The organism is Streptococcus mitis (assembly GCF_002096815.1).
GTDB classification, from domain to species: Bacteria; Bacillota; Bacilli; order Lactobacillales; family Streptococcaceae; genus Streptococcus; species Streptococcus mitis_AD.
Map to the genome: position 1 here is coordinate 502,325 of NZ_NCVJ01000021.1, position 26,214 is coordinate 528,538.

Sequence of the window (26,214 nt, forward strand, 5' to 3'; positions counted from 1 at the left end):
AGAAAAGGAAATATAGAACTATGACAAAACACATTCAATGGAACGGAACACTTTCACAAGAAGGCTATGACATTTTAAAAGGTGAGGGCGGATGTATCGTTTGCCCTACTAAAGTTGGTTACATTATCATGACCAGTGATAAGGCAGGACTTGAGCGCAAGTTCGCAGCCAAAGAACGTAACCGTAACAAACCAGGTGTGGTTCTCTGCGGTAGCATGGATGAGCTTCGCGCTTTAGCACAACTTAACCCAGAAATTGAAGCCTTCTACCAAAAACATTGGGACGAAGACATTCTTCTTGGTTGTATCCTTCCATGGAAACCAGAAGCCTTTGAGAAACTCAAAGCGTATGGGGATGGCCGTGAAGAACTTATGACTGACGTGCGTGGTACTAGCTGTTTTGTTATCAAATTTGGGAAAGCTGGAGAACAATTAGCTGCCAAACTTTGGGAAGAAGGCAAGATGGTATATGCCTCATCAGCTAACCCATCTGGTAAAGGAAACCGTGGTAAGGTTGAAGGAATCGGAGAACGTATCGAAGGAGCAGTGGACCTTGTCATTGAAGCAGACGACTATGTGGCATCTATCCAACCTGACAAAACGATTGAAACTCGCTATGAGCAAGGTGTGATGGTGTCTATGGTTGATAAGGACGGTAAACTCATTCCAGAACAAGGAGGAACACGTTCAACTTCACCAGCACCAGTTGTGATCCGCAAAGGGCTTGACATTGATAAAATCATGATGCACCTGTCAGATACCTTTAACTCATGGGACTACCGTCAGGGTGAGTATTATTAAGATAGAGAAGGAGTGGAGAGAAAATAATCTCTCCTCTTTCTTTTGTTTTTATAAGTGAAATCCGAACGATATGATTTAATTTATAACATTATTTGACAAAAACTGTACTTTAGTTTATAATGAATTAAGGAAACGTCGGAAAAGGCGTAGTGATGCGAGAGCATAGGTAGGTCATTACAAAAGAAACGAGACATCGATATGTTAAATGAATTTCCAATTTTTGATTACGAAGATATTCAATTGATTCCAAATAAATGTGTCATTAAAAGCCGTGCAGAAGCAGATACAAGTGTCACTCTAGGAAATCACACCTTTAAACTACCTGTTGTGCCAGCTAATATGCAGACGATTTTGGATGAAAATGTAGCAGAGCAACTTGCTAAAGGTGGTTACTTCTACATTATGCACCGTTTTGATGAGGAAGGACGCATTCCTTTTATTAAACGCATGCACGAACAAGGTCTCATTGCTTCTATCTCTGTCGGTGTTAAGGACTATGAGTATGATTTCGTTAGCCAGCTCAAGGCTGATGCTCCAGAATACATCACGATTGACATTGCTCATGGTCATGCAGATAGCGTAATTTCTATGATTCAACACATCAAGAAAGAATTGCCAAATACTTTTGTCATTGCTGGAAATGTGGGAACACCAGAAGCTGTACGTGAATTGGAAAATGCTGGTGCGGATGCGACTAAGGTTGGAATCGGTCCTGGTAAGGTTTGTATCACCAAGGTCAAGACTGGTTTTGGTACAGGTGGTTGGCAGTTGGCTGCCCTACGCTGGTGTGCCAAGGCTGCCCGTAAACCGATTATTGCTGATGGTGGAATTCGTACTCATGGTGATATTGCTAAGTCTATCCGATTCGGTGCCAGCATGGTCATGATTGGTTCCCTCTTTGCAGGACACATCGAAAGTCCAGGAAAAACGATTGAAGTCGATGGTAAACAGTTCAAAGAATACTACGGTTCAGCTTCACAATACCAAAAAGGAGCTTATAAAAACGTGGAAGGAAAACGTATCTTGCTTCCTGCCAAAGGTCATTTGCAAGATACTTTAACTGAGATGGAACAAGACCTTCAAAGTGCTATTTCGTATGCAGGTGGACGTCAGGTTGCTGACCTTAAACACGTTGATTATGTGATCGTGAAAAACTCTATCTGGAACGGGGATGCTTCCCACTAAGACGGGCTATATGGCCAGAAAAAAACTTGTTATTAGAGCAAATTTCTGTTATAATAAAACAAGTTTCCACCCTTAGTGTAATGGATATCACGTAAGATTCCGGTTCTTGAGATGGGGGTTCGATTCCCTCAGGGTGGATGTAAATAGCCTAAAAAAGCCTTTAAATAGGGCTTTTTTCTTTACACCGTCTCAAATTTGCCCCTAAAACTGAAAATCTTTGTCTAAAGAATGTCCAAATCCCCTCCAGTCCCGTTTTAAAGTGACTCAGGAGGCTTTTTTTGATATAATAAAAAGGACTGTTATCAGTTAGAAAGAGGTTGGTATGAAAGAATTACAAACTGTACTAAAGAATCATTTTGCAATCGAATTTGCAGACAAAAAGTTACTGGAGACTGCCTTTACTCATACGAGTTATGCTAATGAGCACCGCCTCTTAAAAATTTCACACAATGAACGCTTGGAATTTTTAGGAGACGCTGTTCTACAGTTATTGATTTCAGAATATCTGTATAAAAAATATCCTAAAAAGCCTGAAGGCGACTTGTCCAAACTTCGTGCCATGATTGTCCGTGAGGAAAGTTTGGCTGGTTTTGCGCGTGATTGCCAGTTTGATCAATTTATCAAGCTGGGTAAGGGAGAAGAAAAGTCTGGTGGTCGCAATCGTGACACCATTCTTGGTGATGCCTTTGAAGCCTTTCTTGGTGCCCTTCTTTTGGATAAGGATGTGGCCAAGGTCAAGGAATTTATCTATCAAGTCATGATTCCTAAGGTTGAAGCAGGCGAGTTTGAGATGATTACAGACTACAAAACTCATCTCCAAGAGTTACTACAGGTCAATGGCGATGTAGCTATTCGTTATCAGGTGATTTCTGAAACGGGTCCTGCCCACGATAAGGTCTTTGATGTAGAAGTTCTTGTCGAAGGTAAGAGCATTGGTCAAGGTCAAGGTCGTTCTAAGAAACTAGCAGAGCAGGAAGCTGCCAAAAATGCCGTTGAGAAAGGGCTGGATTCATGTATTTAAAGGAAATCGAAATTCAGGGATTCAAGTCTTTTGCTGATAAGACTAAGGTCGTCTTTGACAAAGGTGTGACGGCAGTTGTTGGGCCCAATGGATCTGGAAAGTCCAATATTACAGAAAGTCTTCGTTGGGCCTTGGGGGAGTCTAGTGTCAAGAGTCTCCGTGGTGGCAAGATGCCGGATGTCATCTTTGCTGGAACTGAAAGTCGCAAACCGCTCAATTATGCTTCTGTAGTTGTGACTTTGGATAATCATGACGGATTTATCAAGGATGCAGGCCAAGAAATCAGGGTAGAACGTCATATCTATCGCAGTGGAGATAGCGAATACAAGATTGACGGCAAGAAAGTCCGTCTGCGTGATATTCATGATCTTTTCTTGGATACAGGTTTGGGACGAGATTCCTTCTCCATCATTTCCCAAGGGAAGGTTGAAGAGATTTTCAACTCCAAGCCTGAAGAACGCAGAGCTATTTTTGAAGAAGCTGCTGGAGTTTTGAAATACAAGACTCGTAGAAAAGAAACTGAGAGCAAATTGCAACAAACTCAGGATAATCTAGACCGCTTAGAGGACATTATCTACGAATTGGATAATCAAATCAAGCCTCTTGAGAAACAAGCTGAGAACGCCCGTAAGTTTTTAGATTTGGCAGGCCAACGCAAGGCTATTTATTTAGACGTACTGGTTGCTCAAATCAAGGAAAATAAGGCTGAACTAGAGTTGACAGAAGAAGAGTTGGCTCAGGTTCAGGAACTATTGACGAGTTATTACCAAAAGCGGGAAAAATTAGAGGAAGAAAATCATACTCTTAAAAAGCAACGCCAAGATTTACAGGCTGAAATGGCCAAAGATCAGGGCAGTTTGATGGACTTGACTAGTCTGATTAGTGATTTAGAGAGAAAATTAGCCCTATCGAAATTAGAATCTGAGCAAGTAGCCCTGAATCAACAGGAAGCACAAGCTCGTTTGGCTGCTTTGGAGGATAAGAGAAATTCACTCAGCAAAGAAAAATCTGATAAGGAAAGCTCTTTAGCCCTCTTAGAGGAAAATCTAGTCCAAAATAATCAAAAACTCAATCGTTTAGAAGCTGAATTGCTAGCTTTTTCAGATGATCCTGATCAGATGATTGAGCTCTTACGTGAACGCTTTGTGGCGCTTTTACAGGAAGAAGCGGATGTCTCAAACCAACTGACACGCATCGAGAATGAGTTGGAAAATAGTCGTCAGCTTTCTCAAAAACAAGCAGACCAACTAGAAAAGCTCAAAGAACAACTGGCTTCAGCTAAAGAGAAGGCTAGTCAGCAAGAGGCTGAGCTTGAAACTGCCAAGGAGCAGGTTCGGAAATTATTGGCTGACTATCAAGCTATTGCCAAGGAGCAAGAAGAGCAGAAAACTTCCTATCAAGTTCAACAAAGTCAACTCTTTGACCGTCTGGACAGTCTTAAAAACAAGCAGGCCAGAGCTCAAAGTTTGGAAAATATCCTGAGAAATCATAGCAACTTTTACGCGGGTGTTAAGAGTGTTCTCCAAGAAAAAGACCGCCTTGGTGGGATTATTGGTGCAGTTAGTGAACACCTGACCTTTGATGTTCATTATCAAACTGCTCTAGAGATTGCGCTTGGAGCCAGCAGTCAGCATATCATCGTGGAAGATGAAAACGCGGCAACCAAGGCTATTGATTTCCTTAAACGAAATAGAGCCGGTCGTGCGACATTCCTTCCGTTGACGACTATCAAGGCGCGTACGATTTCTAGCCAGAATCAAGATGCTATCGCTGCAAGTCCGGGATTTCTGGGCATGGCAGATGAGTTGGTGACCTTTGATAAGAGACTAGAAGCTATTTTCAAGAACTTGCTAGCTACGACGGCTATTTTTGATACTGTAGAACACGCGCGTGCAGCTGCTCGACAAGTTCATTACCAGGTCCGTATGGTGATATTGGATGGGACAGAGCTGCGTACAGGTGGTTCCTATGCAGGTGGAGCTAATCGCCAGAACAACAGTATCTTCATCAAGCCAGAACTGGAACAATTACAAAAAGAAATTGCTGAAGAAGAAGCAAGCTTGCGTACAGATGAAGCGAGTTTGAAGGCCTTGCAAGATGAGATGGCTAGATTGACAGAAAGATTAGAAGCCATCAAATCTCAGGGAGAACAGGCCCGTATTCAGGAGCAAGGCTTGTCGCTCGCTTATCAGCAGACCAGTCAGCAAGTTGAAGAACTGGAAACTCTTTGGAAACTCCAAGAAGAAGAATTAAATCGTCTTTCTGAGGGAGATTGGCAAACGGATAAGGAAAAATGCCAAGAGCGCCTTACTACTATCGCCAGTGAAAAGCAAAATCTGGAAGCTGAGATTGAAGAGATTAAGTCTAACAAAAACGCCATCCAAGAACGCTATCAGAACTTGCAAGAACAGGTAGCGCAAGCTCGCTTGCTTAAGACAGAACTGCAAGGGCAAAAACGTTATGAACTAGCTGATATTGAGCGCTTAGGCAAGGAATTGGACAATTTAGATATCGAACAAGAGGAAATCCAGCGCCTTCTTCAAGAAAAAGTTGACAATCTTGAAAAGGTTGATACGGAGCTTCTAGCCCAGCAGGCCGAAGAATCCAAAACTCAGAAAACAAACCTCCAACAAGGTTTGATTCGCAAGCAGTTTGAATTGGATGATATAGAAGGTCAGCTGGATGATATTGCCAGTCATTTGGAACAGGCCCGCCAGCAGAATGAAGAGTGGATTCGCAAGCAAACTCGTGCTGAAGCAAAGAAAGAAAAGGTTAGCGAGCGCTTGCGCCATCTACAAAGTCAATTAACAGACCAGTATCAGATTAGCTATACTGAAGCTCTAGAAAAGGCACATGAACTTGAAAACCTCAATCTGGCAGAGCAAGAGGTTAAAGATTTAGAGAAGGCTATTCGCTCACTAGGTCCTGTCAATATAGAAGCTATTGACCAGTACGAAGAAGTACACAACCGTCTGGATTTCCTAAATAGTCAACGAGATGATATTTTGTCAGCGAAAAATCTGCTCCTTGAGACCATTACAGAGATGAATGATGAGGTTAAGGAACGCTTTAAATCAACCTTTGAAGCTATTCGTCAGTCCTTTAAAGTGACCTTTAAGCAGATGTTTGGAGGAGGTCAGGCGGATCTCATTTTGACTGAAGGAGACTTGCTGACAGCTGGGGTTGAGATTTCTGTTCAACCACCAGGCAAGAAAATCCAGTCTCTTAATCTGATGAGTGGTGGTGAAAAAGCCTTATCAGCTCTTGCTTTGCTTTTCTCCATTATTCGTGTCAAGACCATTCCATTTGTCATCTTGGATGAGGTGGAAGCTGCGCTGGACGAAGCTAATGTTAAACGCTTTGGAGATTACCTCAATCGATTTGACAAGGACAGCCAGTTTATCGTCGTAACCCACCGTAAAGGAACCATGGCAGCGGCTGATTCCATCTATGGAGTGACCATGCAAGAGTCAGGTGTCTCAAAAATTGTTTCGGTTAAGTTAAAAGATTTGGAAGAAACAGTAGACTAGTTACCAAACGATAGCATCTCTTAGGGGATGCTATTTTTTAAAACTAACATCTTGAATGATTTTTTAAGGTCAGTTCAGGGGCAAAAAACGACATTTGGGCTTTCCTTTTAGCGAAAAGGCTTTCTCTATGATATAATAGTTTCATGATTACAACAGTACCTATAAAAAATGAAAAAGACATCGCAGTACCTGATAAAACAGTTCTTGTATTAGGCTATTTTGACGGTATTCATAAGGGACATCAGAAGCTTTTTGAAGTAGCTAGCAAGGCTTCAATGAAAGATTATCTTCCAGTTGTCGTGATGACCTTTACAGAGTCCCCTAAGCTTGCTTTGCAACCGTACCAGCCAGAATTAATGCTTCATATTGTCAGCCATGAAGAACGAGAACATAAGATGAAATGGCATGGAGTAGAGGCTCTTTTCTTACTTGACTTTAGTAGTAAATTTGCTAGTTTAACGGGTCAAGAGTTCTTTGATACCTATGTTAGAGCATTAAAACCAGCTATTATCGTAGCAGGATTCGATTACACGTTTGGTTCTGATAAGAAAACCGCAGATGATCTGAAGGACTATTTTGATGGAGAAATCATCATTGTTCCACCTGTTGAGGATGAAAAGGGGAAAATTAGTTCTACTCGTATTCGTCAAGCTATTCTTGATGGGGATGTCAGGGAAGCTGGTCATTTGCTTGGAACTCCTCTACCGTCACGTGGAATGGTTGTTCATGGTAATGCTCGTGGACGGACTATCGGTTACCCAACAGCAAACTTAGTTTTAAGAGATCGAACCTATATGCCAGCAGATGGTGTTTACGTAGTCGATATCGAAGTGCAGCGTAAAAGATACCGTGGAATGGCGAGTGTCGGGAAAAATGTTACTTTCGATGGAGAAGAGCCACGTTTTGAAGTCAATATTTTTGATTTTTCAGATGATATTTACGGTGAAACAGTTATTGTCTACTGGCTAGACCGTGTCCGTGAAATGGTCAAATTTGACTCCGTTGAAGAACTGGTAGACCAACTCCAGAAAGATGAAGAAATTGCTCGGAATTGGAAGGATGCTGAGTAGGAAATCGGAGTTTTATATAAAATTTTCCATACTTTAGATTCTTATTTCTAAATAGAAAAAGTAGCCCTTTCCAGGCTACTTTTTTAAAACACGCGATATACATATGGATTCTCTGGTTTATCGACTTTTGTAAAGCTTTCGATTTCCAAGGTTGGGAGGTTTTGTTTAAGTTCTTTATGATAGTGATTGACCAGTTTTCCTTTGGCTGTTATCCAGGTGTTATTCTCATACTGACGAGTATTTCCCTTGGTCAGCAATCCATAGACACCTGAATCTGCAATACAGTGGATAATGCCGAAGCGGAACAAAAATTGGCTATTGGCATGACTGGGGTCATTGTAGACAAAACCTGTGAACTGGACTGTCTTGCCCTCAAACTCATCTGGATAGTCGTAGATGGCTTCCATGACTTCCATATAGTTTTCATTCGTAATCTGAATGCTATCTTGGGACAAGTATTTATCCGCCGCCGTTCGCATCTCCTTTTCATAGGCTATTTTTGAAAAATAAGAACTGGTATCTGGTTTCAAATATTGGCTTGTCGTCCCTTCGCTGGTCTGAATGGCTTGATCCGTTCCTTCTGATAGCGGAAAATGATAGCCTTTAGCAGAAACGGTCTGAGAATCCAAGCTAACAGTTGGAAAAGTTAAACCAACGACAATTGGAATGGCCAGAAGAGCAATACTCGTCACCTTCGCCACTCGGCTGTTCAGATGACTGTGGGTTTTGACTTGCTTCATCCAGATATACAATTGAACAATAGCCAAGATAAAAGAAAGCACCATGGAAATATAGGCCAGATAGGAATAGTGCATGTTGATGTACTGGTTTAATTTGCCTGACAAATGGAGATAAATGGTCAATTCAAAATAGCCAGCTAAAACTAAAAATCGAATCATAGGATGACTCCAATCAAGAGAGAATAGACTAAAACAACCAGAGTTACAATCGTTATGAAGTGACTGATAAATCGTGCTTTCAAGTAATTTTTCATCATGAGAATATTTTTGATATCCAGCATTGGGCCAATCACAAGAAAGGCCAGAACTGGTGCCAAACCGAAACTTGAGAGAAGAGAAGCACCGATAAAAGCATCCGCCTCACTACAGAGCGAAAGAAGAAAGGCCAGAATCATCAAGAGTAGGATGGCAAAAAGAGGGGTTGCACTGATAGAAGTTAAAATGCGTGTCGGAACGTAGACCTGTATAACAGAGGCAAAGAGACAGCCAAATACCAAGTAACGTCCCGTATCAAAAAATTCATCAATGGCCTGCACAAAGACCTGAAAAATCTTTTTTGCAGAGCTTAAGTGAGAAAAATCGTGCTCATGACAAGCTAGACGATTTTCTTTTTGAATCGGTTCTTTCCAGAAAAATCCTAGAAAAATCCCAAGTATCACAGCTACAAGAATGGAACCAAGAGCTCGTAACAGGGCGACATGGAAGGAGTTGCCAAAGGCAGAATAGGTTGCAAAGAGGACAATAGGATTAATAACAGGTGCTGTTACGAGAAAGGGAACAGCCGTGTAACTGGGGACCTTCTTTTCCAGAAAACGATTGATAATGGGGACGATTCCACATTCACAAGAAGGGAAAAGTATCCCAACGAAGGTCCCAAAAAAGATTCTCCCCCAACGATTGCGAGGGAGAAAATGATAAACTTTTTCAGGTGTGATATAAACCTCAATCAGTCCTGAAACAATACTTCCGATCAGAACGAATGGTAGGGCTTCAATGATTATAGAGAGAAAAATAGCCCCAGTCTGAAGCACACTAGATGGGAGTTGTTGGAAAGCAGTCATCTAGTTTTTCTTTTCTGCTTTGGCTTTTTTCTCTTTGTCATCAGGGAAAGTGACTTGTTTCAAATCAGGGAGTTTCGCAAACTCTTCAAACATCTTGTCCAAGTCGTCCGTTTTTGTAAATTTTACAGCCATAGGTGTACCTCGATTCTAAATTCTACCTCTATTATACTATTATTTTGAGGAAAAGGGAAAAGTTAAAATTGAGTATCTAAGGAATAATAGAGCTTGATATATCCTGATATATGGTTGTGATATAATAGTTATGAAGTAACGGAGGAAATTATGAATCACGAAAAAATCGGTCAGGTTACCGACGAAGTAAAAGAAATTTTTAATATTATTATTGAAGCGAGTGATATCAAGGTTAACAAAGAAGGTTTAAGAAGTCATATGTTGAAACGGCATCATAATGATGTGATTCATCATATCGAAGATCTGGAACTTATACTAGATAATCCAGATTTCGTTGGGGTCAATCCACGAGAGAAAGATGCTAGTTTTGAATATGTTAAAAGATTTGATGATAATGTTCTTGTTGCCATCAAGTTACATAAAAGTGGTGATTTCTTTTATGTTCCGACCATGTATCGTTTACAAGATTACAAGTTACAAAGTCGTATTAAGTCTGGTAGATTGAGAAAACTTGACAAAAAAAGTAGATAGTGCTAGAATAATATTAACGAAAGACATTTGAGGGCAGAAAGGTTCCTGCCGCACCTTGAAAAAGGTATCTGAGATGCTGGGTACACCGACCAGCCAAGTGTCCGTTATTTCAAAGGAGGGAGCTTAAATGCTCCTTTTTTATTTAAAATTTCAAAAAAGATTATCCCCTCCGAAGGCTCAGGCTTGCGATTTTTTATTTGCTCTGAAAATTGATTCGTTAATTTCAACAAATAGCTTTATAAAGCGTTTTGTAAAAAATAAAAACAGTGAAATTACTCATAGATTCTTTTGTAATCTAGTAGAATTCTAAATTGAAACCTTCTCAACTATACGGGTCCCAGAACTGGCTATTATGTCTGATCCATTAAATACTTTTGATGTCATGGGGTGGTTAAAAAAGGAGGTAATGCTCTCTAAGTACAAGTTATTGCACTATAGAATATAAATCTATTCCCCACATATTGTTTTTAAATATTGTAAGAGGTAATTTGAAACGTTTAGCTTATGGTATAATAGATTTATGGATAAAAAATATGAAAAAATCTCCCAAGATTTGGGAGTGACGTTAAAGCAAATTGATACCGTTCTAAGTTTGACAGCTGAAGGGGCGACTATTCCCTTTATCGCGCGTTATCGCAAGGACATGACTGGTAGTCTAGATGAGGTGGCGATTAAGGCCATTATTGACTTGGATAAAAGTCTGACCAATCTCAACGACCGTAAGGAAGCTGTTTTAGCTAAGATTCAAGAGCAAGGCAAGCTGACCAAGGAGTTGGAAGAAGCTATCTTAGCTGCCGAAAAATTAGCAGACGTAGAAGAACTCTACCTTCCTTACAAGGAAAAGCGTCGAACCAAGGCAACCATTGCCCGTGAAGCCGGACTCTTCCCGCTTGCTCGCTTGATTTTGCAGAATGTAGCTGGCCTAGAGAAAGAGGCAGAGAAGTTTGTCTGTGAAGGATTTGCGACTGGGAAGGAAGCCTTGGCTGGTGCAGTTGATATCTTGGTCGAAGCCTTATCGGAAGATGTCAATTTACGTGCTATGACTTATCAGGAAGTGCTGAGACACTCTAAACTCACTTCTCAAGTCAAGGATGAAAGTCTTGATGAAAAGCAGGTTTTTCAAATTTACTATGATTTTTCTGAGACGGTTGGAAATATGCAAGGTTATCGTACCTTAGCCCTCAATCGTGGGGAGAAGCTAGGTGTCTTGAAGGTCGGTTTTGAACATGCAACGGACCGTATTCTTGCATTCTTTGCTGCTCGTTTCAAGGTAAAAAATACCTATATTGATGAAGTTGTTCAACAGTCAGTTAAGAAAAAAGTTTTGCCTGCTATCGAGCGCCGTATTCGGACAGAATTAACTGAAAAGGCAGAAGAGGGAGCTATTCAACTCTTTTCTGACAATCTGCGCAATCTCCTCTTAGTTGCTCCGCTGAAAGGGCGCGTGGTTCTAGGATTTGACCCTGCCTTTCGTACAGGTGCCAAGCTAGCTGTCGTAGATGCAACAGGAAAAATGCTGACAACTCAGGTCATTTATCCTGTCAAACCAGCATCAGTTCGTCAAATAGAAGAAGCTAAGAAAGATTTGGCAGACTTGATTGGTCAATACAGTGTAGAAATTATTGCCATTGGAAATGGGACGGCCAGTCGTGAAAGTGAAGCCTTTGTGGCGGAAGTTCTTAAAGATTTCCCTGAAGTCAGCTATGTTATCGTTAATGAAAGTGGTGCTTCTGTCTATTCTGCTAGCGAACTTGCTCGTCAGGAGTTTCCAGACTTGACCGTTGAAAAACGCTCTGCCATTTCTATCGCCCGTCGTTTGCAAGATCCTCTTGCGGAATTGGTTAAAATCGATCCTAAGTCAATCGGCGTTGGTCAGTACCAGCATGATGTCAGCCAGAAGAAACTGTCTGAAAGTCTGGACTTTGTTGTCGATACAGTGGTTAACCAAGTCGGTGTCAATGTCAATACAGCCAGCCCAGCTCTTCTTTCCCATGTCGCTGGACTTAATAAAACTATTTCTGAAAATATTGTCAAATACCGTGAGGAAGAGGGAAAAATCACTTCACGCGCCCAAATCAAGAAAGTTCCTCGTCTGGGGGCCAAGGCATTTGAGCAGTCTGCTGGTTTCCTCCGTATCCCTGAAAGTAGCAATATCCTTGATAATACAGGAGTTCACCCAGAAAATTACGCTGCCGTTAAGGAACTTTTCAAACGTTTGGACATTACAGACTTGAATGAAGAAGCCCAAAGCAAACTCAAGTCCCTTTCAGTCAAGGAAATGGCGCAAGAACTAGAACTTGGTCCAGAAACCCTTAAAGATATCATTGCTGACCTTCTCAAACCAGGTCGAGATTTCCGTGATTCCTTTGACGCACCTGTGCTTCGCCAAGATGTCCTAGATATCAAGGATCTAGTGGTTGGTCAGAAGCTAGAGGGTGTGGTGCGTAATGTAGTTGACTTTGGTGCCTTCGTTGACATTGGAATTCACGAAGACGGTCTAATTCATATTTCCCATATGAGTCGGAAGTTTATCAAGCATCCCAGCCAAGTGGTATCCGTTGGTGATTTGGTAACGGTTTGGGTCAAGAAAATTGATACTGAACGTGAAAAAGTCAATCTGTCGCTTCTCGCTCCAAATGAAACTGACTGATTACGTTAAGCAGGTTTCACTAGAAGACTTCGGCAGACCTTTTATCCATCATGTTCAGTGGAATAGGCGTCTACGTTCGACAGGTGGGCGATTTTTCCCCAAAGATGGGCATTTGGATTTTAATCCCAAGGTTTATCAGGAACTGGGTCTGGATGTTTTTAGGAAAATTGTTCGCCATGAACTCTGTCACTATCACCTCTATTTTCAAGGGAAGGGCTATCAACACAAGGATAGGGATTTTAAGGAACTGTTGAAAGCAGTGGATGGATTACGCTTTGTACCCTCCTTGACAAATAGCCACTCCAAACCACTCAAACTTTATCGTTGTCAATTCTGCAAGCAAAGGTATCATCGCAAGAGAAGGATTGATACTGTACGCTATCGCTGTGGAGTTTGTAGAGGTAAATTGCTACTAATAAATCAGCCTGAGGACTGATGAAAGCCGAGCCTACCCGTGATATACTGTGTCTAACCTAGTAGAAAGAGGAAAAATCATGAACAGTAAATTTTATAAAATGAGACGAAATCGCATGATTTCAGGAGTTCTGGCAGGTCTGTCAGACAAGTGGAATTTTGATGTAACCCTAGTCCGCTTTCTCTTTGCTATTTTTACCGTGGCAAATTTTGGAATTGGTGTGATTATTTACATCATTCTTGCCTCTATCTTACCAACCAAGGAAGACATAGAAGCCGAAATGTACGGAACAGGACCACGCAAACGCAAGGAAGCCCAAGCCATTGAAGAAAATGATGGATGGTTTTGGTGAGGTAGAAACAGTTATTTTACTGTTAGTCTATGAATTCGACTAATCTATTTTAACATTTCTTGAACCCTTGTATCCGCAAGGGTTTTCTTCTTGCTTTCTTTTTATGGTAAAATATTTTTAATAAAATATCTACATTTCCCCCCAATCTTACAAAAATGTAAGATTAAAGTCTCTTTTGTAAGGTTAGGTTATGGCAAGCAGTCTTTTTTTGATGTAAACTAGACTCATAAAGAACAAAGGAGTAACATCATGAAACAAATCTTACATAAGAAAACTAGAAAACCAAGTCACAAAGAAATCGAGCGTGTTCAGCTGGGATGCGCTATGATGCAAGCAACATTTCATTTGATGGGATATTAAGAAAGGAGATTCTCATGACACTTTTAGATGTAAAACACGTTCAAAAAATTTATAAAACTCGTTTTCAGGGCAACCAAGTAGAAGCCCTCAAGGATATTCACTTTACCGTCGAAAAGGGTGACTACGTTGCCATCATGGGTGAGTCTGGTTCTGGTAAATCAACTTTGCTCAATATTCTAGCTATGCTGGATAAACCAACTCGTGGTCAGGTTTACTTGAATGGAACTGACACCGCAACCATTAAAAATTCACAGGCTTCTAGCTTCCGTCGTGAAAAGCTGGGATTTGTCTTCCAAGACTTTAATTTGTTAGATACTCTCTCTGTAAAAGATAATATCTTGCTTCCCCTTGTCTTGTCAAGAAGACCCATTACGGAGATGATGAAGAAATTGGTGGTGACAGCTGAGAATCTGGGAATTAACCAATTGCAAGAGAAGTACCCTTACGAGATTTCAGGTGGGCAAAAACAGCGTGTAGCAGTAGCCCGCGCCATCATCACAGAACCTGAAATTCTCCTTGCGGACGAGCCAACAGGTGCCCTTGATTCCAAGTCCTCTGCAGCCTTACTTGATGTATTTGATGAAATCAATGAGCGCGGCCAAACCATTCTCATGGTAACCCACTCAACAGCAGCAGCTAGCAGAGCCAAGCGCGTGCTCTTTATCAAAGACGGCATTCTTTACAATCAAATCTACCGTGGAGAGAAGACAGAACGTCAGATGTTCCAAGAAATTTCTGATACCTTGACTGTCATGGCAAGCGAGGTGAATTAGTATGTTTCGATTAACCAATAAGTTAGCGGTATCGAACTTGATTAAAAACCGCAAACTCTACTATCCTTTTGCGCTGGCTGTTCTCTTGGCAGTCACTGTCACCTATCTCTTTTACTCTCTAACTTTCAATCCCAAGATTGCAGAAATTCGTGGAGGGGAAACGATTCAAGCTACTCTAGGATTTGGTATGTTTGTCGTCACCCTTGCGTCAGCCATTATCGTCCTCTATGCCAATAGTTTTGTCATGAAAAACCGTTCCAAGGAACTGGGGATTTATGGCATGTTGGGATTGGAGAAACGTCACCTGATCAGTATGACCTTTAAGGAGTTAGTGGTATTTGGGATTCTAACTGTTGGAGCAGGTATCGGTATTGGAGCCTTGTTTGACAAGTTGATTTTCGCTTTCCTACTCAAACTGATGAAATTAAAGGTAGAACTAGTCGCTACTTTCCAGATGAAAGTTGTCATTACAGTACTTGTTGTCTTTGGTTTGATTTTCCTAGGTCTCGTGTTCCTGAATTCCCTTCGAATTGCCCGTATGAATGCCCTTCAGCTCTCGCGTGAGAAAGCAAGCGGAGAGAAAAAAGGTCGTTTCCTACCTCTACAAACTATTCTTGGTTCGATTAGTTTAGGGATTGGATATTATCTTGCCCTTACGGTAAAAGATCCTCTTACAGCCTTAACAACCTTCTTCCTAGCTGTTTTACTGGTTATCTTTGGAACTTATCTCTTGTTTAACGCAGGGATTACCGTTTTCCTCCAAATGTTGAAGAAAAATAAGAAATATTATTACCAGCCAAATAACCTGATCTCAGTGTCTAATTTGATTTTCCGTATGAAGAAAAATGCGGTTGGACTAGCAACTATCGCTATCTTGTCAACAATGGTTTTGGTGACCATGTCTGCAGCGACTAGTATTTTCAATGCCTCAGAAAGCTTTAAAAAAGTTCTAAATCCTCATGATTTTGGGGTTTCAGGGCAAAATGTTGAAAAAGAAGATTTGGACAAACTCTTGAGCCAGTTTGCAAGTGACAAAGGTTATAATATTAAAGAGAAAGAAGTGCTTCGTTACACTTACTTTGGTGTTGCAAACCAAGAAGGAAATAAGTTAACTATTTTTGAAAAAGGACAAAACCGTGTCCAACCCACAACAGTTTTCATGGTATTTGACCAAAAAGATTATGAAAATATGACTGGTCAAAAACTGTCTCTATCAGGAAATGAGGTCGGACTCTTTGCAAAGAATGAGGGAGTTAAAGAACAGAAAACTCTAACTCTGAACGATCATCAATTTTCTGTCAAAGAAGAATTTACTAAAGATTTCATTGTCAACCATGTCCCAAATCAGTTTAATATTTTGACTGCTGATTACAATTACCTTGTTGTTCCTAATTTGCAAGCATTTTTGGATCAATTCCCAGATTCGGCTATCTATAATCAGTTTTACGGTGGCATGAATGTAAATGCCAGCGAAGAAGAACAACTCAAGGTTGCTGAAGAATATGATAAATACCTCAATCAATTTAATGCTCAATTAAACAAGGAAGGTAGCTATGTTTATGGTAGCAATCTATCAGATGCTAGTGCTCAAATGAGTGCCCTCTTTGGTGGTGTCTTCTTTATCGGTATTTTCCTATCCATTATCTTTATGGTCGGAACCGTTCTGGTCATCTACTACAAACAAATTTCTGAAGGCTACGAAGACCGTGAACGCTTTATTATCTTGCAGAAAGTCGGTTTAGATCAAAAGCAAATCAAGCAAACCATTAACAAACAGGTTTTAACTGTTTTCTTTCTTCCTTTGCTTTTTGCCTTCATACATCTCGCCTTTGCCTACCATATGCTTAGTCTGATTTTAAAAGTGATTGGTGTAATAGATACGAATATGATGTTGATTGTGACCTTGTCTATCTGCGCTATCTTCCTTATCGCCTATGTGCTGATTTTCATGATTACTTCAAGAAGTTATCGCAAGATTGTCCAAATGTAAAAAAGATACCTCGACTTCAAAATCGAGGTATTTCTTATGTTCTAAATGCTGAAAAGTTGTCCTAGCAGAAAGGTAACTCCCATGGTCAAGAGGCCAATAGCTAAGTTCCGAATCATAGCTGTTTTGGTTGGAGCTTTTCCAAGTTTGGCACTAGTGTAACCAGTGAGAAGAAGAGCCACACCGACGATAAGGACAGTAGCAGGGATGCGGTAATCACTTGGGAAAATGGTAATTGAAAGCATGGGTGGTAAGCTACCAAGGAAAAAGGAAATAAAGCTAGAGATGGCAGCGTGCCAAGGATTGGTAAATTCTTCATACTCTATCCCATATTTTTCCTCTACCAGAGCCTTGAGTGGATTTTTAAGAAAGGCCTTGTTGGTCAAGAGTTGGGCAGAGGTTTCACATTCTCCATTTTGGATATAAGCAGTATAGAGGGATTTTTTGGCTAGCTCCATATCTTGGTCTAGCAAGAGCTGCTCACGCGCAACGGCCGCTTCCTCTGTATCTTTCTGAGTTGAGACGGATACATATTCTCCACCAGCCATTGAAAAGGCACCAGCCAAAATAGCTGCAAATCCTGATAAAAAAATAATCCAGATATTGCTGGTAGCACTGGCAACCCCGATAACCACACCAGCAATGGAAATAATTCCATCATTAGCACCAAGAACACCAGCACGCAGGATATTTAAACGACCTGCAAAATTTGAATCGATTTCGTGATTTGTTTCTGACATACTATTCTCCTTTTTATCCAGTATAAAGGAAACAGGTTATGAAATCAATCTTTTAAAAGTATCTGAAAAAAGTTGCACGATTTTAATTTTACGAGTTTTTTAAAAGATAGAAACAGCACTAGCTAGTTGAGAAGGATAAAAGAGAAGCAAAGCTGATAGACTCGTCCTTTTTCTACTCATCTATGGTATAATAGAAGGTAGATTTACTAATCGGAGTAAGAAAGATTTTATGATTAAACTAGTAGCAACAGATATGGACGGAACCTTCCTAGATGAGAATGGACGCTTTGAAATGGACCGCCTCAAGTCTCTCTTGGTTTCCTACAAGGAAAAAGGGATTTACTTTGCGGTGGCTTCGGGGCGCGGATTTCTGTCTCTAGAAAAATTATTTGCTGATGTTCGTGATGACATTATTTTCATCGCGGAAAATGGCAGTTTGGTAGAATATCAAGGTCAGGACTTGTATGAAGCGACCATGTCTCGTGACTTTTATCTGACGACTTTTGAAAGGCTGAAAACTTCACCTTATGTAGATATCAATAAACTGCTCTTGACGGGAAAAAAGGGAGCTTATGTTCTAGATACGGTTGATGAGACCTATTTAAAAGTGAGTCAGCACTATAATGAAAATATCCAAAAAGTAGCGAGTCTAGAAGATATTACAGATGACATTTTCAAATTTACAACCAACTTCACAGAAGAAACGCTAGAAGCTGGGGAAGCTTGGGTAAACGAAAACGTCCCTGGTGTTAAGGCCATGACAACTGGCTTTGAATCCATTGATATTGTTCTGGACTATGTCGATAAGGGAGTGGCCATTGTTGAATTGGCTAAAAAACTTAGCATCACAATGGATCAGGTTATGGCTTTTGGAGACAATCTAAATGACTTGCATATGATGCAGGTTGTGGGACATCCTGTAGCTCCTGAAAATGCACGACCAGAAATTTTAGAATTAGCAGAGACTGTGATTGGTCACCATAAGGACCAGTCGGTTATAGCTTATATGGAGGGCTTATAATGGCAGATATAAAATTAATCGCATTGGACTTGGACGGGACCTTGCTGACTACTGATAAAAGGCTGACGGATCGTACCAAGGCAACCTTGAAAGCTGTGCGTGATCGTGGTATCAAGGTCGTATTGACAACTGGTCGTCCCTTAAAAGCTATGGATTTCTTTCTCCATGAGCTAGGGACTGACGGTCACGAAGATGAGTATACCATTACTTTTAATGGTGGTTTGGTTCAGAAAAATACAGGTGAAATCCTTGATAAAACAGTCTTTTCATATGATGATGTGGCACGCTTGTATGAGGAAACAGAGAAATTATCACTGCCTCTTGATGCCATCTCAGAAGGAACTGTTTATCAAATTCAATCTGACCAAGAAAGTCTTTATGCCAAATTCAATCCAGCTTTGACTTTTGTTCCAGTTGACTTTGCAGACTTATCTAGTCAAATGACTTATAATAAATGCGTGACTGCCTTTGCTCAAGAACCCTTGGATGCAGCCATTCAAGAGATTTCTCCAGAATTGTTTGATCAATATGAAATCTTTAAGTCACGTGAAATGTTGCTAGAGTGGTCACCAAAGAATGTTCATAAAGCAACAGGTTTGGCAAAACTGATCAGCCATCTTGGAATTAACCAAAGTCAAGTCATGGCATGTGGTGACGAGGCCAATGACCTCTCTATGATTGAATGGGCAGGGCTCGGTGTTGCCATGCAAAACGCTGTTCCTGAAGTCAAGGCAGTCGCAAATGTAGTGACGCCAATGACCAATGATGAAGAGGCTGTCGCCTGGGCTATCGAAGAATATGTGCTAAAGGAGAACTAAGATATGGGATTATTTGACCGTCTATTCGGAAAAAAAGAAGAACCTAAAATCGAAGAAGTTGTAAAAGAAGCTCTGGAAAATCTTGATTTGTCTGAAGATACAGAAGCTGAGGAAGTTTCTCAAGAAGAAGCAGAAATTGAAAGTTCTGAAGAAGTTGCGCTCCAAGAAGAGGAAAATCAAGATACAGTTGAAGAAAGTCTGGATTCAGAGCCAGATGTAGAGGTTCATCAAGAAAAAGTCGAAGAATTGCTAAACTCAGAAGAAGTCACAGAGGAAGAGAATACTGAGCTCCTAGAGACTGTAGAAGAAAATAGTTCTGAAGTGCTTGAACCAGAAACGTCTCAAGTAGAAGAAACTGTTCAGGAAAAATATGACCGCAGTCTTAAGAAAACTCGTACAGGCTTCGGAGCACGCTTGAATGCCTTCTTTGCTAACTTCCGTTCTGTCGATGAAGACTTCTTCGAAGAATTGGAAGAATTGCTCATCATGAGTGACGTCGGTGTGCAGGTCGCTTCTAACCTAACAGAAGAGCTTCGCTATGAAGCTAAACTCGAAAACGCTAAGAAGCCTGATGCACTTCGCCGTGTCATTATCGAGAAATTGGTTGAACTCTACGAAAAGGATGGCAACTACGATGAACAAATCCATTTCCAAGATGGTTTGACAGTTATGCTCTTCGTCGGTGTGAACGGTGTTGGGAAGACAACTTCTATTGGGAAATTAGCTCATCGTTACAAGCAAGCTGGCAAAAAAGTCATGCTAGTAGCAGCAGATACCTTCCGTGCGGGAGCCGTTGCCCAGCTAGCAGAATGGGGCCGTCGTGTTGATGTTCCTGTTGTGACGGGGCCTGAAAAAGCTGATCCAGCTAGCGTTGTCTTTGATGGGATGGAACGAGCAGTAGCTGAAGGTATCGATATTCTTATGATTGACACCGCTGGTCGTCTGCAAAACAAGGACAACCTCATGGCTGAGCTGGAAAAGATTGGTCGTATTATCAAACGTGTTGTACCAGAAGCACCACATGAAACCTTCTTGGCTCTTGATGCATCAACGGGTCAAAATGCCCTGGTACAGGCCAAAGAATTTTCAAAAATCACGCCATTAACTGGAATTGTCTTGACTAAGATTGATGGAACTGCTCGAGGTGGTGTTGTTCTAGCCATCCGTGAAGAACTCAATATTCCTGTAAAATTGATTGGTTTTGGTGAAAAAATCGATGATATTGGAGAATTTAATTCAGAAAACTTTATGAAGGGTCTCTTGGAAGGCTTAATCTAATTAGAAGTAAAAATCCTGCAAGGTACAAACTTGCAGGATTTTTTGTTATTCTAAACGACCATCTTGACGATAGGCGATATCTGGTTGCCAAGTCCATTTGGCACCGAATTTTTCAAGTAAGTCAAAGCTTGCTTGAGGTCCCATGCTTCCAGCTTTATAGTCATGAAGTGGAGCACCATTTTTAGCCCAAAGCTCTTCGATACGGTCAATCAACTTCCATGATGCACCAACTTCATCCCAGTGACTAAAGTTAGTTGAGTTGTTATTTAAGACATCATAAATTAATTTCTCGTATGGTTCTGGAGAAGCACCAGTTGCGGTCGCGTCTGTACGGTAATCAAGTGAGTTCGGAGCCAAGTTGAATTCTTCTCCTACTTGCTTTCCATTTAGGCTAAGAGAGAAGCCTTCTGTTGGTTGGATATAGATGGTCAAAATGTTTGGAGCAAGTGGTTCTCCAAAGATAGAATCCATTTGTTTAAAGACGATGTTGACATGAGTTCCTTTCTCAGTCAGTCGTTTACCAGTACGGAAGAAGAAAGGAACACCACTGAAGCGATCGCTGTTTACAAAGAAGGCACCAGATGCAAAGGTTTCAGTTGTAGATTCTGGATTCACATTTGGCTCGCTACGATAAGAGATATATTTCATGCCATCAATCTTACCTGAACGGTATTGACCACGGATAAAGTGTTCTTTAAGCTCTTCATCCGTTGGATGATAGAGGTTTTTAAAGACCTTAATCTTTTCAGCACGAATCTCGTCCTTTGTGAAGCTTGCTGGCTTATCCATGGCAAGCAGAGAAAGCAGTTGCAAAGTGTGGTTTTGGACCATGTCACGGAGTGCACCAGATTGGTCATAGTAACCACCACGTTCTTCTACACCCAAGCGCTCCGCAAAGGTAATTTGAACATTATCGATAAAGTCCTTGTTCCAAACATTTTCAAAAATCAGGTTTGCAAAGCGAACTGCAAAGATGCTTTGGATCATTTCCTTACCAAGATAATGGTCAATACGGAAAATTTGTTCTTCGTCAAATGTTGCTAGGAGCTCGTCATTTAACTTGCTTGCAGTTGCGTAATCTGTACCAAATGGTTTTTCAACGATTAAACGTTCAAAACCTTTACCGTCTACAATGTTTTCCGATTTGAGGTGTTTGGCAATAGTTCCAAAGAACTGAGGAGCCATAGACAAGAAGAAGAGCTTGTTGTGTTCAGCTTGGTACTTGTCATTTAGTTCAGCCTGCAATTGACGTAGAGCAATGTAGTGTTCTGTATCATTGACATCATGGCTTTGATAGTAGAAGTGGCTAGCAAACTCCTGAGCCTGTTCGGTACTATCTGCCAAATCAAGGATAGATTCAACTACTACAGATTCAAAATATTCCTTGCTCCAAGGACGACGGGCAGTTCCAATAACGGCAAAGTGCTCGGAAAGATTGCCGGATTTATATAGTCTAAATAGGGAAGGGTAGAGCTTGCGTTTAGCCAGGTCTCCACTCGCACCGAAAATTGTAACAATAACCTTAGATGACATCTAGCTACCTAATTTCTATTTTTATTCCTAGTCTTGCTAGGTATGAGGAAATCTCATTTCATAAACTTAATTCTAACATAATTTTCCGAAAAATCAAAAAATCCAATACGAGATAGAAAAAAACTGCAAGGAAATCCTTACAGTTTGAGTTTAGACGTTTAAGACCTTGTCCAAGAAATCTTTCAGACGTGGGTGTTGTGGGTTGTCAAAGATTTGATCAGGTGTTCCATCTTCAAGGAATTCACCGTCTGCAGTAAAGATAACGCGGTTGGCAACCTGACGGGCAAATCCCATCTCATGGGTTACGATAATCATGGTCATGCCTTGTTTAGCCAAGTCTTTCATAACGTTTAGTACGTCTCCGACCATTTCAGGGTCAAGGGCAGAAGTTGGTTCATCAAAGAGCATGATGTCTGGATTCATTGCTAGTCCACGAGAGATAGCCACACGTTGTTTTTGACCACCGGATAGGCTATCTGGGTTAGCATTAGCTTTATCTGCTAGTCCAACCTTTTCAAGCAACTCCATCCCCAATTTCTCAGCTTCTTCTTTGGTCATTCGTTTGTGTTCAATAGGAGCAAAAGTGATATTCTCTAGAACAGACATGTGTGGGAAGAGGTTGAAGTGTTGGAACACCATTCCGATATTTTCACGGACATGGTCAACATTGGTTGTTTTTTCAGTTAAGTCATAACCGTTCACAGTGATGTGACCGCTAGTGACTTCTTCTAGAAGATTGAGGCTACGGAGGAAGGTTGACTTACCAGAACCCGAAGGGCCGATGATACAAACAACATCTCCTTCATAGAACTTAGTCGTGATTCCTTTTAAAACCTCATTTTTTCCATAATGCTTGTGTAAATCATTTACATCAATTTTTAATTTTGCCATTAACGAATCCTCTTTTCTAAGCGTTTCGCTAGTCTAGTCAAAAGTGTGATAATTACAAGATAGAAGATAGCAAGAATTGCATACATCTTGAAACTTTGGTAGTTACGGGCGATGATAATCTTACCAGTTTGGAAGAGTTCAACCAAACCGATAGCAGATACGATGGTTGTATCTTTAAGTGCGATAACGAATTGGTTGACAAAGTTTGGCAACATCAATTTAGTTGCTTGTGGCAAGATAATCTTACGCATGGTTTTTCCATAAGAAATACCCAAGCTTCGGCTGGCTTCCATTTGTCCAACCGGAACGGCCTGAATACCACCACGAACGATTTCAGCGATATAAGCGGCTGCATTGAGCGAGAGGGCAATAGTCCCAGCTACAAAGTCGTTAATTGGACTTTGTTGGCCTGTGATAGACTCGATGAAGTTTGGAATTCCCCAGAAGATGAAGGCTGCAAGAATCATCAATGGAATACCACGGATAACGTCCACGAAAATCTCAGAGATCACACGAAGAGATTTGTATGGGCTAACGCTAAACATACCGAAGATAATCCCGATAACAATGGCAATAGCAAATGAGATAAGAGCTAAAGCAAGAGTGATACCAAGCCCGCTAAGGAGTTGTTTGTAGTTATTTTGAAGCAAGCCCCAGATAGTTGTCTCATCAACAGTGCTTGTTGAAGCGGTTGAAGACTCATTAGCTAGGTATTTATCAAGAATCTTTTGGAATTCTCCGTTTGCTTTAAGGTTTGCAAGTCCGTTGTTGAACATTTCAATCAATTCTGGATTTGTTCCTTTTTTAACGGCAAAGGCTGTTTCACCGATTGGAGTTCCAGCGATTGGAGTTTTCAATTTTTGCCCTTGGCTGATAGAATATTTGAGGACAGGCTCATCATCCATAACGGCATCAATGGCACCAGTGTTTAAACTGTCATACATTGAAGAACCATCAGCGAAGGTTTTGATTTTGTAACCGTATTTGCTTTGATTTTCTGTTAGGAAGGTTTGAGAAGCAGTTCCGTTTTTAACACCGACTGTCTTCCCTTTCAAATCTTCATAAGAAGCAATGGCACTTGATTCTTTGACACCAAGGATAGTATTGGCAGTGTAGTATGATTCTGAAAAGTCAAAAGTTGCTTTACGAGCATCTGTGACAGACATACCAGCAATGATACCATCTGCTTGACCAGCTTGGACAGCGTTAATAGCGGCATCGAAACCAGGGTTGATGATTTCAATTTCAAAACCTTGGTCTTTAGCGATTGCCTTAATCAAGTCCATATCAATACCAGTGTATTGGTTGCTTGAATTTTGGAAAACAAAAGGTGCAAAAGAAGAATCGCTGGCAATGATGTATTTAGCTTTAACAGGAATAGCTTTTAAGCCCGCTAGAGTAGTTGTAGTTGGAACTGCTGAAGATGATGAAGCAGTCCATTTCTTGATGATTTTATCAAGACTACCATCTTTTTTCATTTCAGCCAAGGCTTGGTTAAATTCAGTGACTAGGTGCTCGTATTTGCTTCCTTTTTTAACACCGAAAGCAAAACTTCCTACAGCTTCACCATCCATTTCAATATGGAGGTCTTGGCCTTGGTTGATGGCATATTCGATAACAGGTTTATCATCCATCATAGCATCAATGGCACCAGCACTCAAGCTGTTGTTCATCAAATCACCAGTGTCAAATGTTTTAATAGTAAAACCGTATTTATCCTTGATACTTTCAAGGAAACGTTGAGCAGCAGTTCCGTTTTTAACACCAACAGTTTTACCCTTTAATTGGTCATACTGACTAATCTTGTGTGACTTTGTAGTTGCAATGACAACTTTTGTATCATAGTAAGTATCAGACATGGTGAAAACTTTTTCACGTTCAGCAGTTTTTGTCATTCCAGCCATGATAGCGTCAGCTTGACCAGCTTGAACCGCATTGACCGCTGCGTCAAATCCAGGATAGGACATCTGAATGTTCCATCCTTTAATCTCAGCGACTTTGTTGATAATGTCAACATCAATTCCTTTATAAGTTTGATCTGAATCTTTAAACTCAAAAGGTGCATAGGCGGTATCAGACACAATCTTAATCGTCTCTGCTTTCGCAATACCTAATGAGAAAATTGGGAATAAAATTAGCAAAAATGCTAGAAATTTTTTCTTCATTTTTAGTCTCCTTTTCCGAATATTTTCCCATTATATCAGAAAAAGTAAAAAAAGGCAAATTTTTATATTTCTGTGTCAGAAAATATAACATTGTTTTTTCTTTTCTTTCTTGAACTGCTACCATAAAGTGCTATAATAATAGTATACAATAGAATAAAAGAGGACAGGGATATGAAGAATAAAAGAATATTTAAAGACTTCCAAGCTTCAAAAATGAGATTAAACATTTACACAAGTCCCTTATTAGCCTTTGTTTTTGTCTTTATAGGAGAGTTTGTGGCTTATACTTTGTATGGTATTAGCTTGTTAGCTCTCATCGGATTTGCTAGGAATTTTGGAGAGACTGGTCAAAATCTTGCAAGCTACTTGCAGACATTGCAGCAGAGCTTGATGGATAAAACAAGTGACTTTCATTTAATTTTAGATTTACTGGCCTTTGGTTTTATACTCAACACTGTGTTCAGATGGACTAAAAAAGTTGAGAAAAGGCCTATTCGAACCTTGGGATTTTATAGAGAGAATTTCCTCAGCAATCTTCTGAAAGGATTTAGCTTAGGTTTGGCACTTTTTCTTCTGACCTTGTTAGGTTTAGTGACCTTGGGGCAATATCGTTTTGAGTCCATTCGCTTGAATCCTTATTCGCTTTTCTTTGTTGTCTTTTCTATCCCATTTTGGATTTTACAGGGGACAGCAGAAGAAGTGGTGTCCCGTGCTTGGCTCCTTCCTCAATTGGCCTCAAGAACCAATCTAAAACTTGCTGTTCTTATATCTAGCATGTTCTTCACCCTGCTTCATATGGGCAATTCGGGTCTCACACCTCTATCTCTAGTGAATCTCTTTTTATTCGGAGTTGCCATGGCTCTTTACCTTCTCAAAACTGATACAGTTTGGGGTGTTGCAGGTATTCATGGAGCCTGGAATTTTGCTCAGGGCAATCTCTTTGGGATTTTAGTTAGTGGTCAACCATCAGGAACGTCTCTGATGACCTTTTTACCACAAGGCAATCAAGGCTGGCTATCAGGTGGTTCTTTTGGCATAGAAGGTTCTATCATGACAAGTCTAGTCTTGTTACTGCTGATTATCTATATCGCTTATCAATTAAAGAAAGAAAATGAAAGGATGTGACTTCGGTCCGTCCTTTTCTTCGTGAAAATGCTATAA

Annotated in this window: 22 protein-coding genes, 1 tRNA gene and 1 pseudogene; 17 read left to right on the forward strand and 7 right to left on the reverse strand. The window is 40.6% G+C overall.

What is annotated here, in order from left to right; translation table 11 throughout:
- Window positions 1–20 precede the first annotated feature (20 nt).
- The 6 genes from B7696_RS09260 to B7696_RS09285 all read left to right on the forward strand — a co-directional run bounded on the left by B7696_RS09260 (window position 21) and on the right by B7696_RS09285 (window position 7,606).
- Window positions 21–800 (forward strand): L-threonylcarbamoyladenylate synthase, encoded by a 780-nt coding sequence (locus B7696_RS09260; protein WP_084863360.1) that lies wholly within the window; start codon window positions 21–23, stop codon window positions 798–800.
- A gap of 198 nt (window positions 801–998) precedes the next feature.
- A complete protein-coding gene (locus B7696_RS09265; RefSeq protein WP_084863361.1) occupies window positions 999–1,985 on the forward strand; it encodes a GMP reductase in 987 nt (328 codons plus the stop codon).
- A 66-nt stretch (window positions 1,986–2,051) separates the two neighbouring features.
- Window positions 2,052–2,123 (forward strand) — tRNA-Arg (locus tag B7696_RS09270).
- A 184-nt stretch (window positions 2,124–2,307) separates the two neighbouring features.
- On the forward strand, window positions 2,308–3,006 hold the full coding sequence (rnc, locus tag B7696_RS09275; protein ID WP_000661480.1) for a ribonuclease III: 699 nt from the start codon (window positions 2,308–2,310) through the stop codon (window positions 3,004–3,006).
- Window positions 2,997–6,536, forward strand: coding sequence for a chromosome segregation protein SMC (smc, locus tag B7696_RS09280; RefSeq protein WP_084863363.1), 3,540 nt, complete (start codon window positions 2,997–2,999; stop codon window positions 6,534–6,536). The genes rnc and smc overlap by 10 nt, the downstream gene beginning before the upstream one ends.
- Before the next feature lie 143 nt (window positions 6,537–6,679).
- A complete protein-coding gene (locus B7696_RS09285; RefSeq protein ID WP_084863365.1) occupies window positions 6,680–7,606 on the forward strand; it encodes a bifunctional riboflavin kinase/FAD synthetase in 927 nt (308 codons plus the stop codon).
- An 83-nt stretch (window positions 7,607–7,689) separates the two neighbouring features.
- Here the strand turns inward: B7696_RS09285 and B7696_RS09290 are convergent, their stop codons facing one another.
- From B7696_RS09290 to B7696_RS10620, 3 genes are read right to left on the reverse strand one after another with little or no spacing between them, the layout of a single operon-like run.
- Entirely contained in the window at window positions 7,690–8,505 is an 816-nt protein-coding gene (locus tag B7696_RS09290; protein WP_084863367.1) for a TIGR03943 family putative permease subunit, read from the reverse strand.
- Window positions 8,502–9,407 (reverse strand): permease, encoded by a 906-nt coding sequence (locus B7696_RS09295; protein ID WP_020901433.1) that lies wholly within the window; start codon window positions 9,405–9,407, stop codon window positions 8,502–8,504. The genes B7696_RS09290 and B7696_RS09295 overlap by 4 nt, the downstream gene beginning before the upstream one ends.
- Window positions 9,408–9,539, reverse strand: coding sequence for an SPJ_0845 family protein (locus tag B7696_RS10620; RefSeq protein ID WP_004234728.1), 132 nt, complete (start codon window positions 9,537–9,539; stop codon window positions 9,408–9,410).
- Window positions 9,540–9,689: 150 nt separating this feature from the next.
- On the opposite strand from B7696_RS10620, the gene B7696_RS09305 reads away from it, so the two are divergent.
- The 7 genes and pseudogenes from B7696_RS09305 to B7696_RS09340 all read left to right on the forward strand — a co-directional run bounded on the left by B7696_RS09305 (window position 9,690) and on the right by B7696_RS09340 (window position 16,610).
- Window positions 9,690–10,070, forward strand: a complete 381-nt coding sequence (locus tag B7696_RS09305) for a PBECR3 domain-containing polyvalent protein (protein WP_084863369.1) — start codon at window positions 9,690–9,692, stop codon at window positions 10,068–10,070.
- A 334-nt stretch (window positions 10,071–10,404) separates the two neighbouring features.
- Window positions 10,405–10,487: pseudogene (locus B7696_RS10670) on the forward strand (DUF1919 domain-containing protein); the annotation flags it as partial.
- Between the two features lie 103 nt (window positions 10,488–10,590).
- Complete coding sequence (locus tag B7696_RS09320; protein WP_020901432.1) at window positions 10,591–12,720, forward strand: Tex family protein; 2,130 nt, start codon at window positions 10,591–10,593, stop codon at window positions 12,718–12,720.
- Complete coding sequence (locus tag B7696_RS09325) at window positions 12,707–13,156, forward strand: SprT family protein (protein ID WP_020901431.1); 450 nt, start codon at window positions 12,707–12,709, stop codon at window positions 13,154–13,156. Before B7696_RS09320 ends, B7696_RS09325 begins: the two co-directional genes overlap by 14 nt.
- Before the next feature lie 58 nt (window positions 13,157–13,214).
- Window positions 13,215–13,487, forward strand: coding sequence for a PspC domain-containing protein (locus B7696_RS09330; RefSeq protein ID WP_020901430.1), 273 nt, complete (start codon window positions 13,215–13,217; stop codon window positions 13,485–13,487).
- A gap of 374 nt (window positions 13,488–13,861) precedes the next feature.
- Complete coding sequence (locus B7696_RS09335) at window positions 13,862–14,620, forward strand: ABC transporter ATP-binding protein (protein WP_000173372.1); 759 nt, start codon at window positions 13,862–13,864, stop codon at window positions 14,618–14,620.
- A 1-nt stretch (window position 14,621) separates the two neighbouring features.
- Window positions 14,622–16,610 carry an ABC transporter permease gene (locus B7696_RS09340; protein WP_084863373.1) on the forward strand — a complete coding sequence of 663 codons (1,989 nt, stop codon included), beginning with the start codon at window positions 14,622–14,624 and terminating at the stop codon, window positions 16,608–16,610.
- Window positions 16,611–16,651: 41 nt separating this feature from the next.
- On the opposite strand, the gene B7696_RS09345 is transcribed toward B7696_RS09340, so the two are convergent.
- Window positions 16,652–17,347 (reverse strand): VIT1/CCC1 transporter family protein, encoded by a 696-nt coding sequence (locus B7696_RS09345; RefSeq protein ID WP_084863375.1) that lies wholly within the window; start codon window positions 17,345–17,347, stop codon window positions 16,652–16,654.
- 229 nt (window positions 17,348–17,576) lie between these two features.
- Here B7696_RS09345 and B7696_RS09350 point away from each other — a divergent pair, with 229 nt between their 5' ends.
- From B7696_RS09350 to ftsY, 3 genes are read left to right on the forward strand one after another with little or no spacing between them, the layout of a single operon-like run.
- Window positions 17,577–18,368: a Cof-type HAD-IIB family hydrolase gene (locus B7696_RS09350; RefSeq protein WP_084863377.1), complete on the forward strand. Its 792-nt coding sequence runs from the start codon at window positions 17,577–17,579 to the stop codon at window positions 18,366–18,368.
- Entirely contained in the window at window positions 18,368–19,186 is an 819-nt protein-coding gene (locus B7696_RS09355; protein ID WP_084863379.1) for a Cof-type HAD-IIB family hydrolase, read from the forward strand. The genes B7696_RS09350 and B7696_RS09355 overlap by 1 nt, the downstream gene beginning before the upstream one ends.
- A gap of 3 nt (window positions 19,187–19,189) precedes the next feature.
- Complete coding sequence (gene ftsY / locus B7696_RS09360) at window positions 19,190–20,464, forward strand: signal recognition particle-docking protein FtsY (protein ID WP_084863381.1); 1,275 nt, start codon at window positions 19,190–19,192, stop codon at window positions 20,462–20,464.
- A 45-nt stretch (window positions 20,465–20,509) separates the two neighbouring features.
- Here the strand turns inward: ftsY and zwf are convergent, their stop codons facing one another.
- The 3 genes from zwf to B7696_RS09375 all read right to left on the reverse strand — a co-directional run bounded on the left by zwf (window position 20,510) and on the right by B7696_RS09375 (window position 25,053).
- A complete protein-coding gene (gene zwf, locus B7696_RS09365; RefSeq protein ID WP_084863383.1) occupies window positions 20,510–21,997 on the reverse strand; it encodes a glucose-6-phosphate dehydrogenase in 1,488 nt (495 codons plus the stop codon).
- A gap of 150 nt (window positions 21,998–22,147) precedes the next feature.
- On the reverse strand, window positions 22,148–22,888 hold the full coding sequence (locus B7696_RS09370) for an amino acid ABC transporter ATP-binding protein (RefSeq protein ID WP_084863384.1): 741 nt from the start codon (window positions 22,886–22,888) through the stop codon (window positions 22,148–22,150).
- Window positions 22,888–25,053 (reverse strand): ABC transporter substrate-binding protein/permease, encoded by a 2,166-nt coding sequence (locus B7696_RS09375; protein WP_084863386.1) that lies wholly within the window; start codon window positions 25,051–25,053, stop codon window positions 22,888–22,890. The genes B7696_RS09370 and B7696_RS09375 overlap by 1 nt, the downstream gene beginning before the upstream one ends.
- A gap of 171 nt (window positions 25,054–25,224) precedes the next feature.
- On the opposite strand from B7696_RS09375, the gene B7696_RS09380 reads away from it, so the two are divergent.
- Entirely contained in the window at window positions 25,225–26,178 is a 954-nt protein-coding gene (locus tag B7696_RS09380) for a CPBP family intramembrane glutamic endopeptidase (protein ID WP_084863388.1), read from the forward strand.
- The last annotated feature ends 36 nt before the right edge of the window (window positions 26,179–26,214 follow it).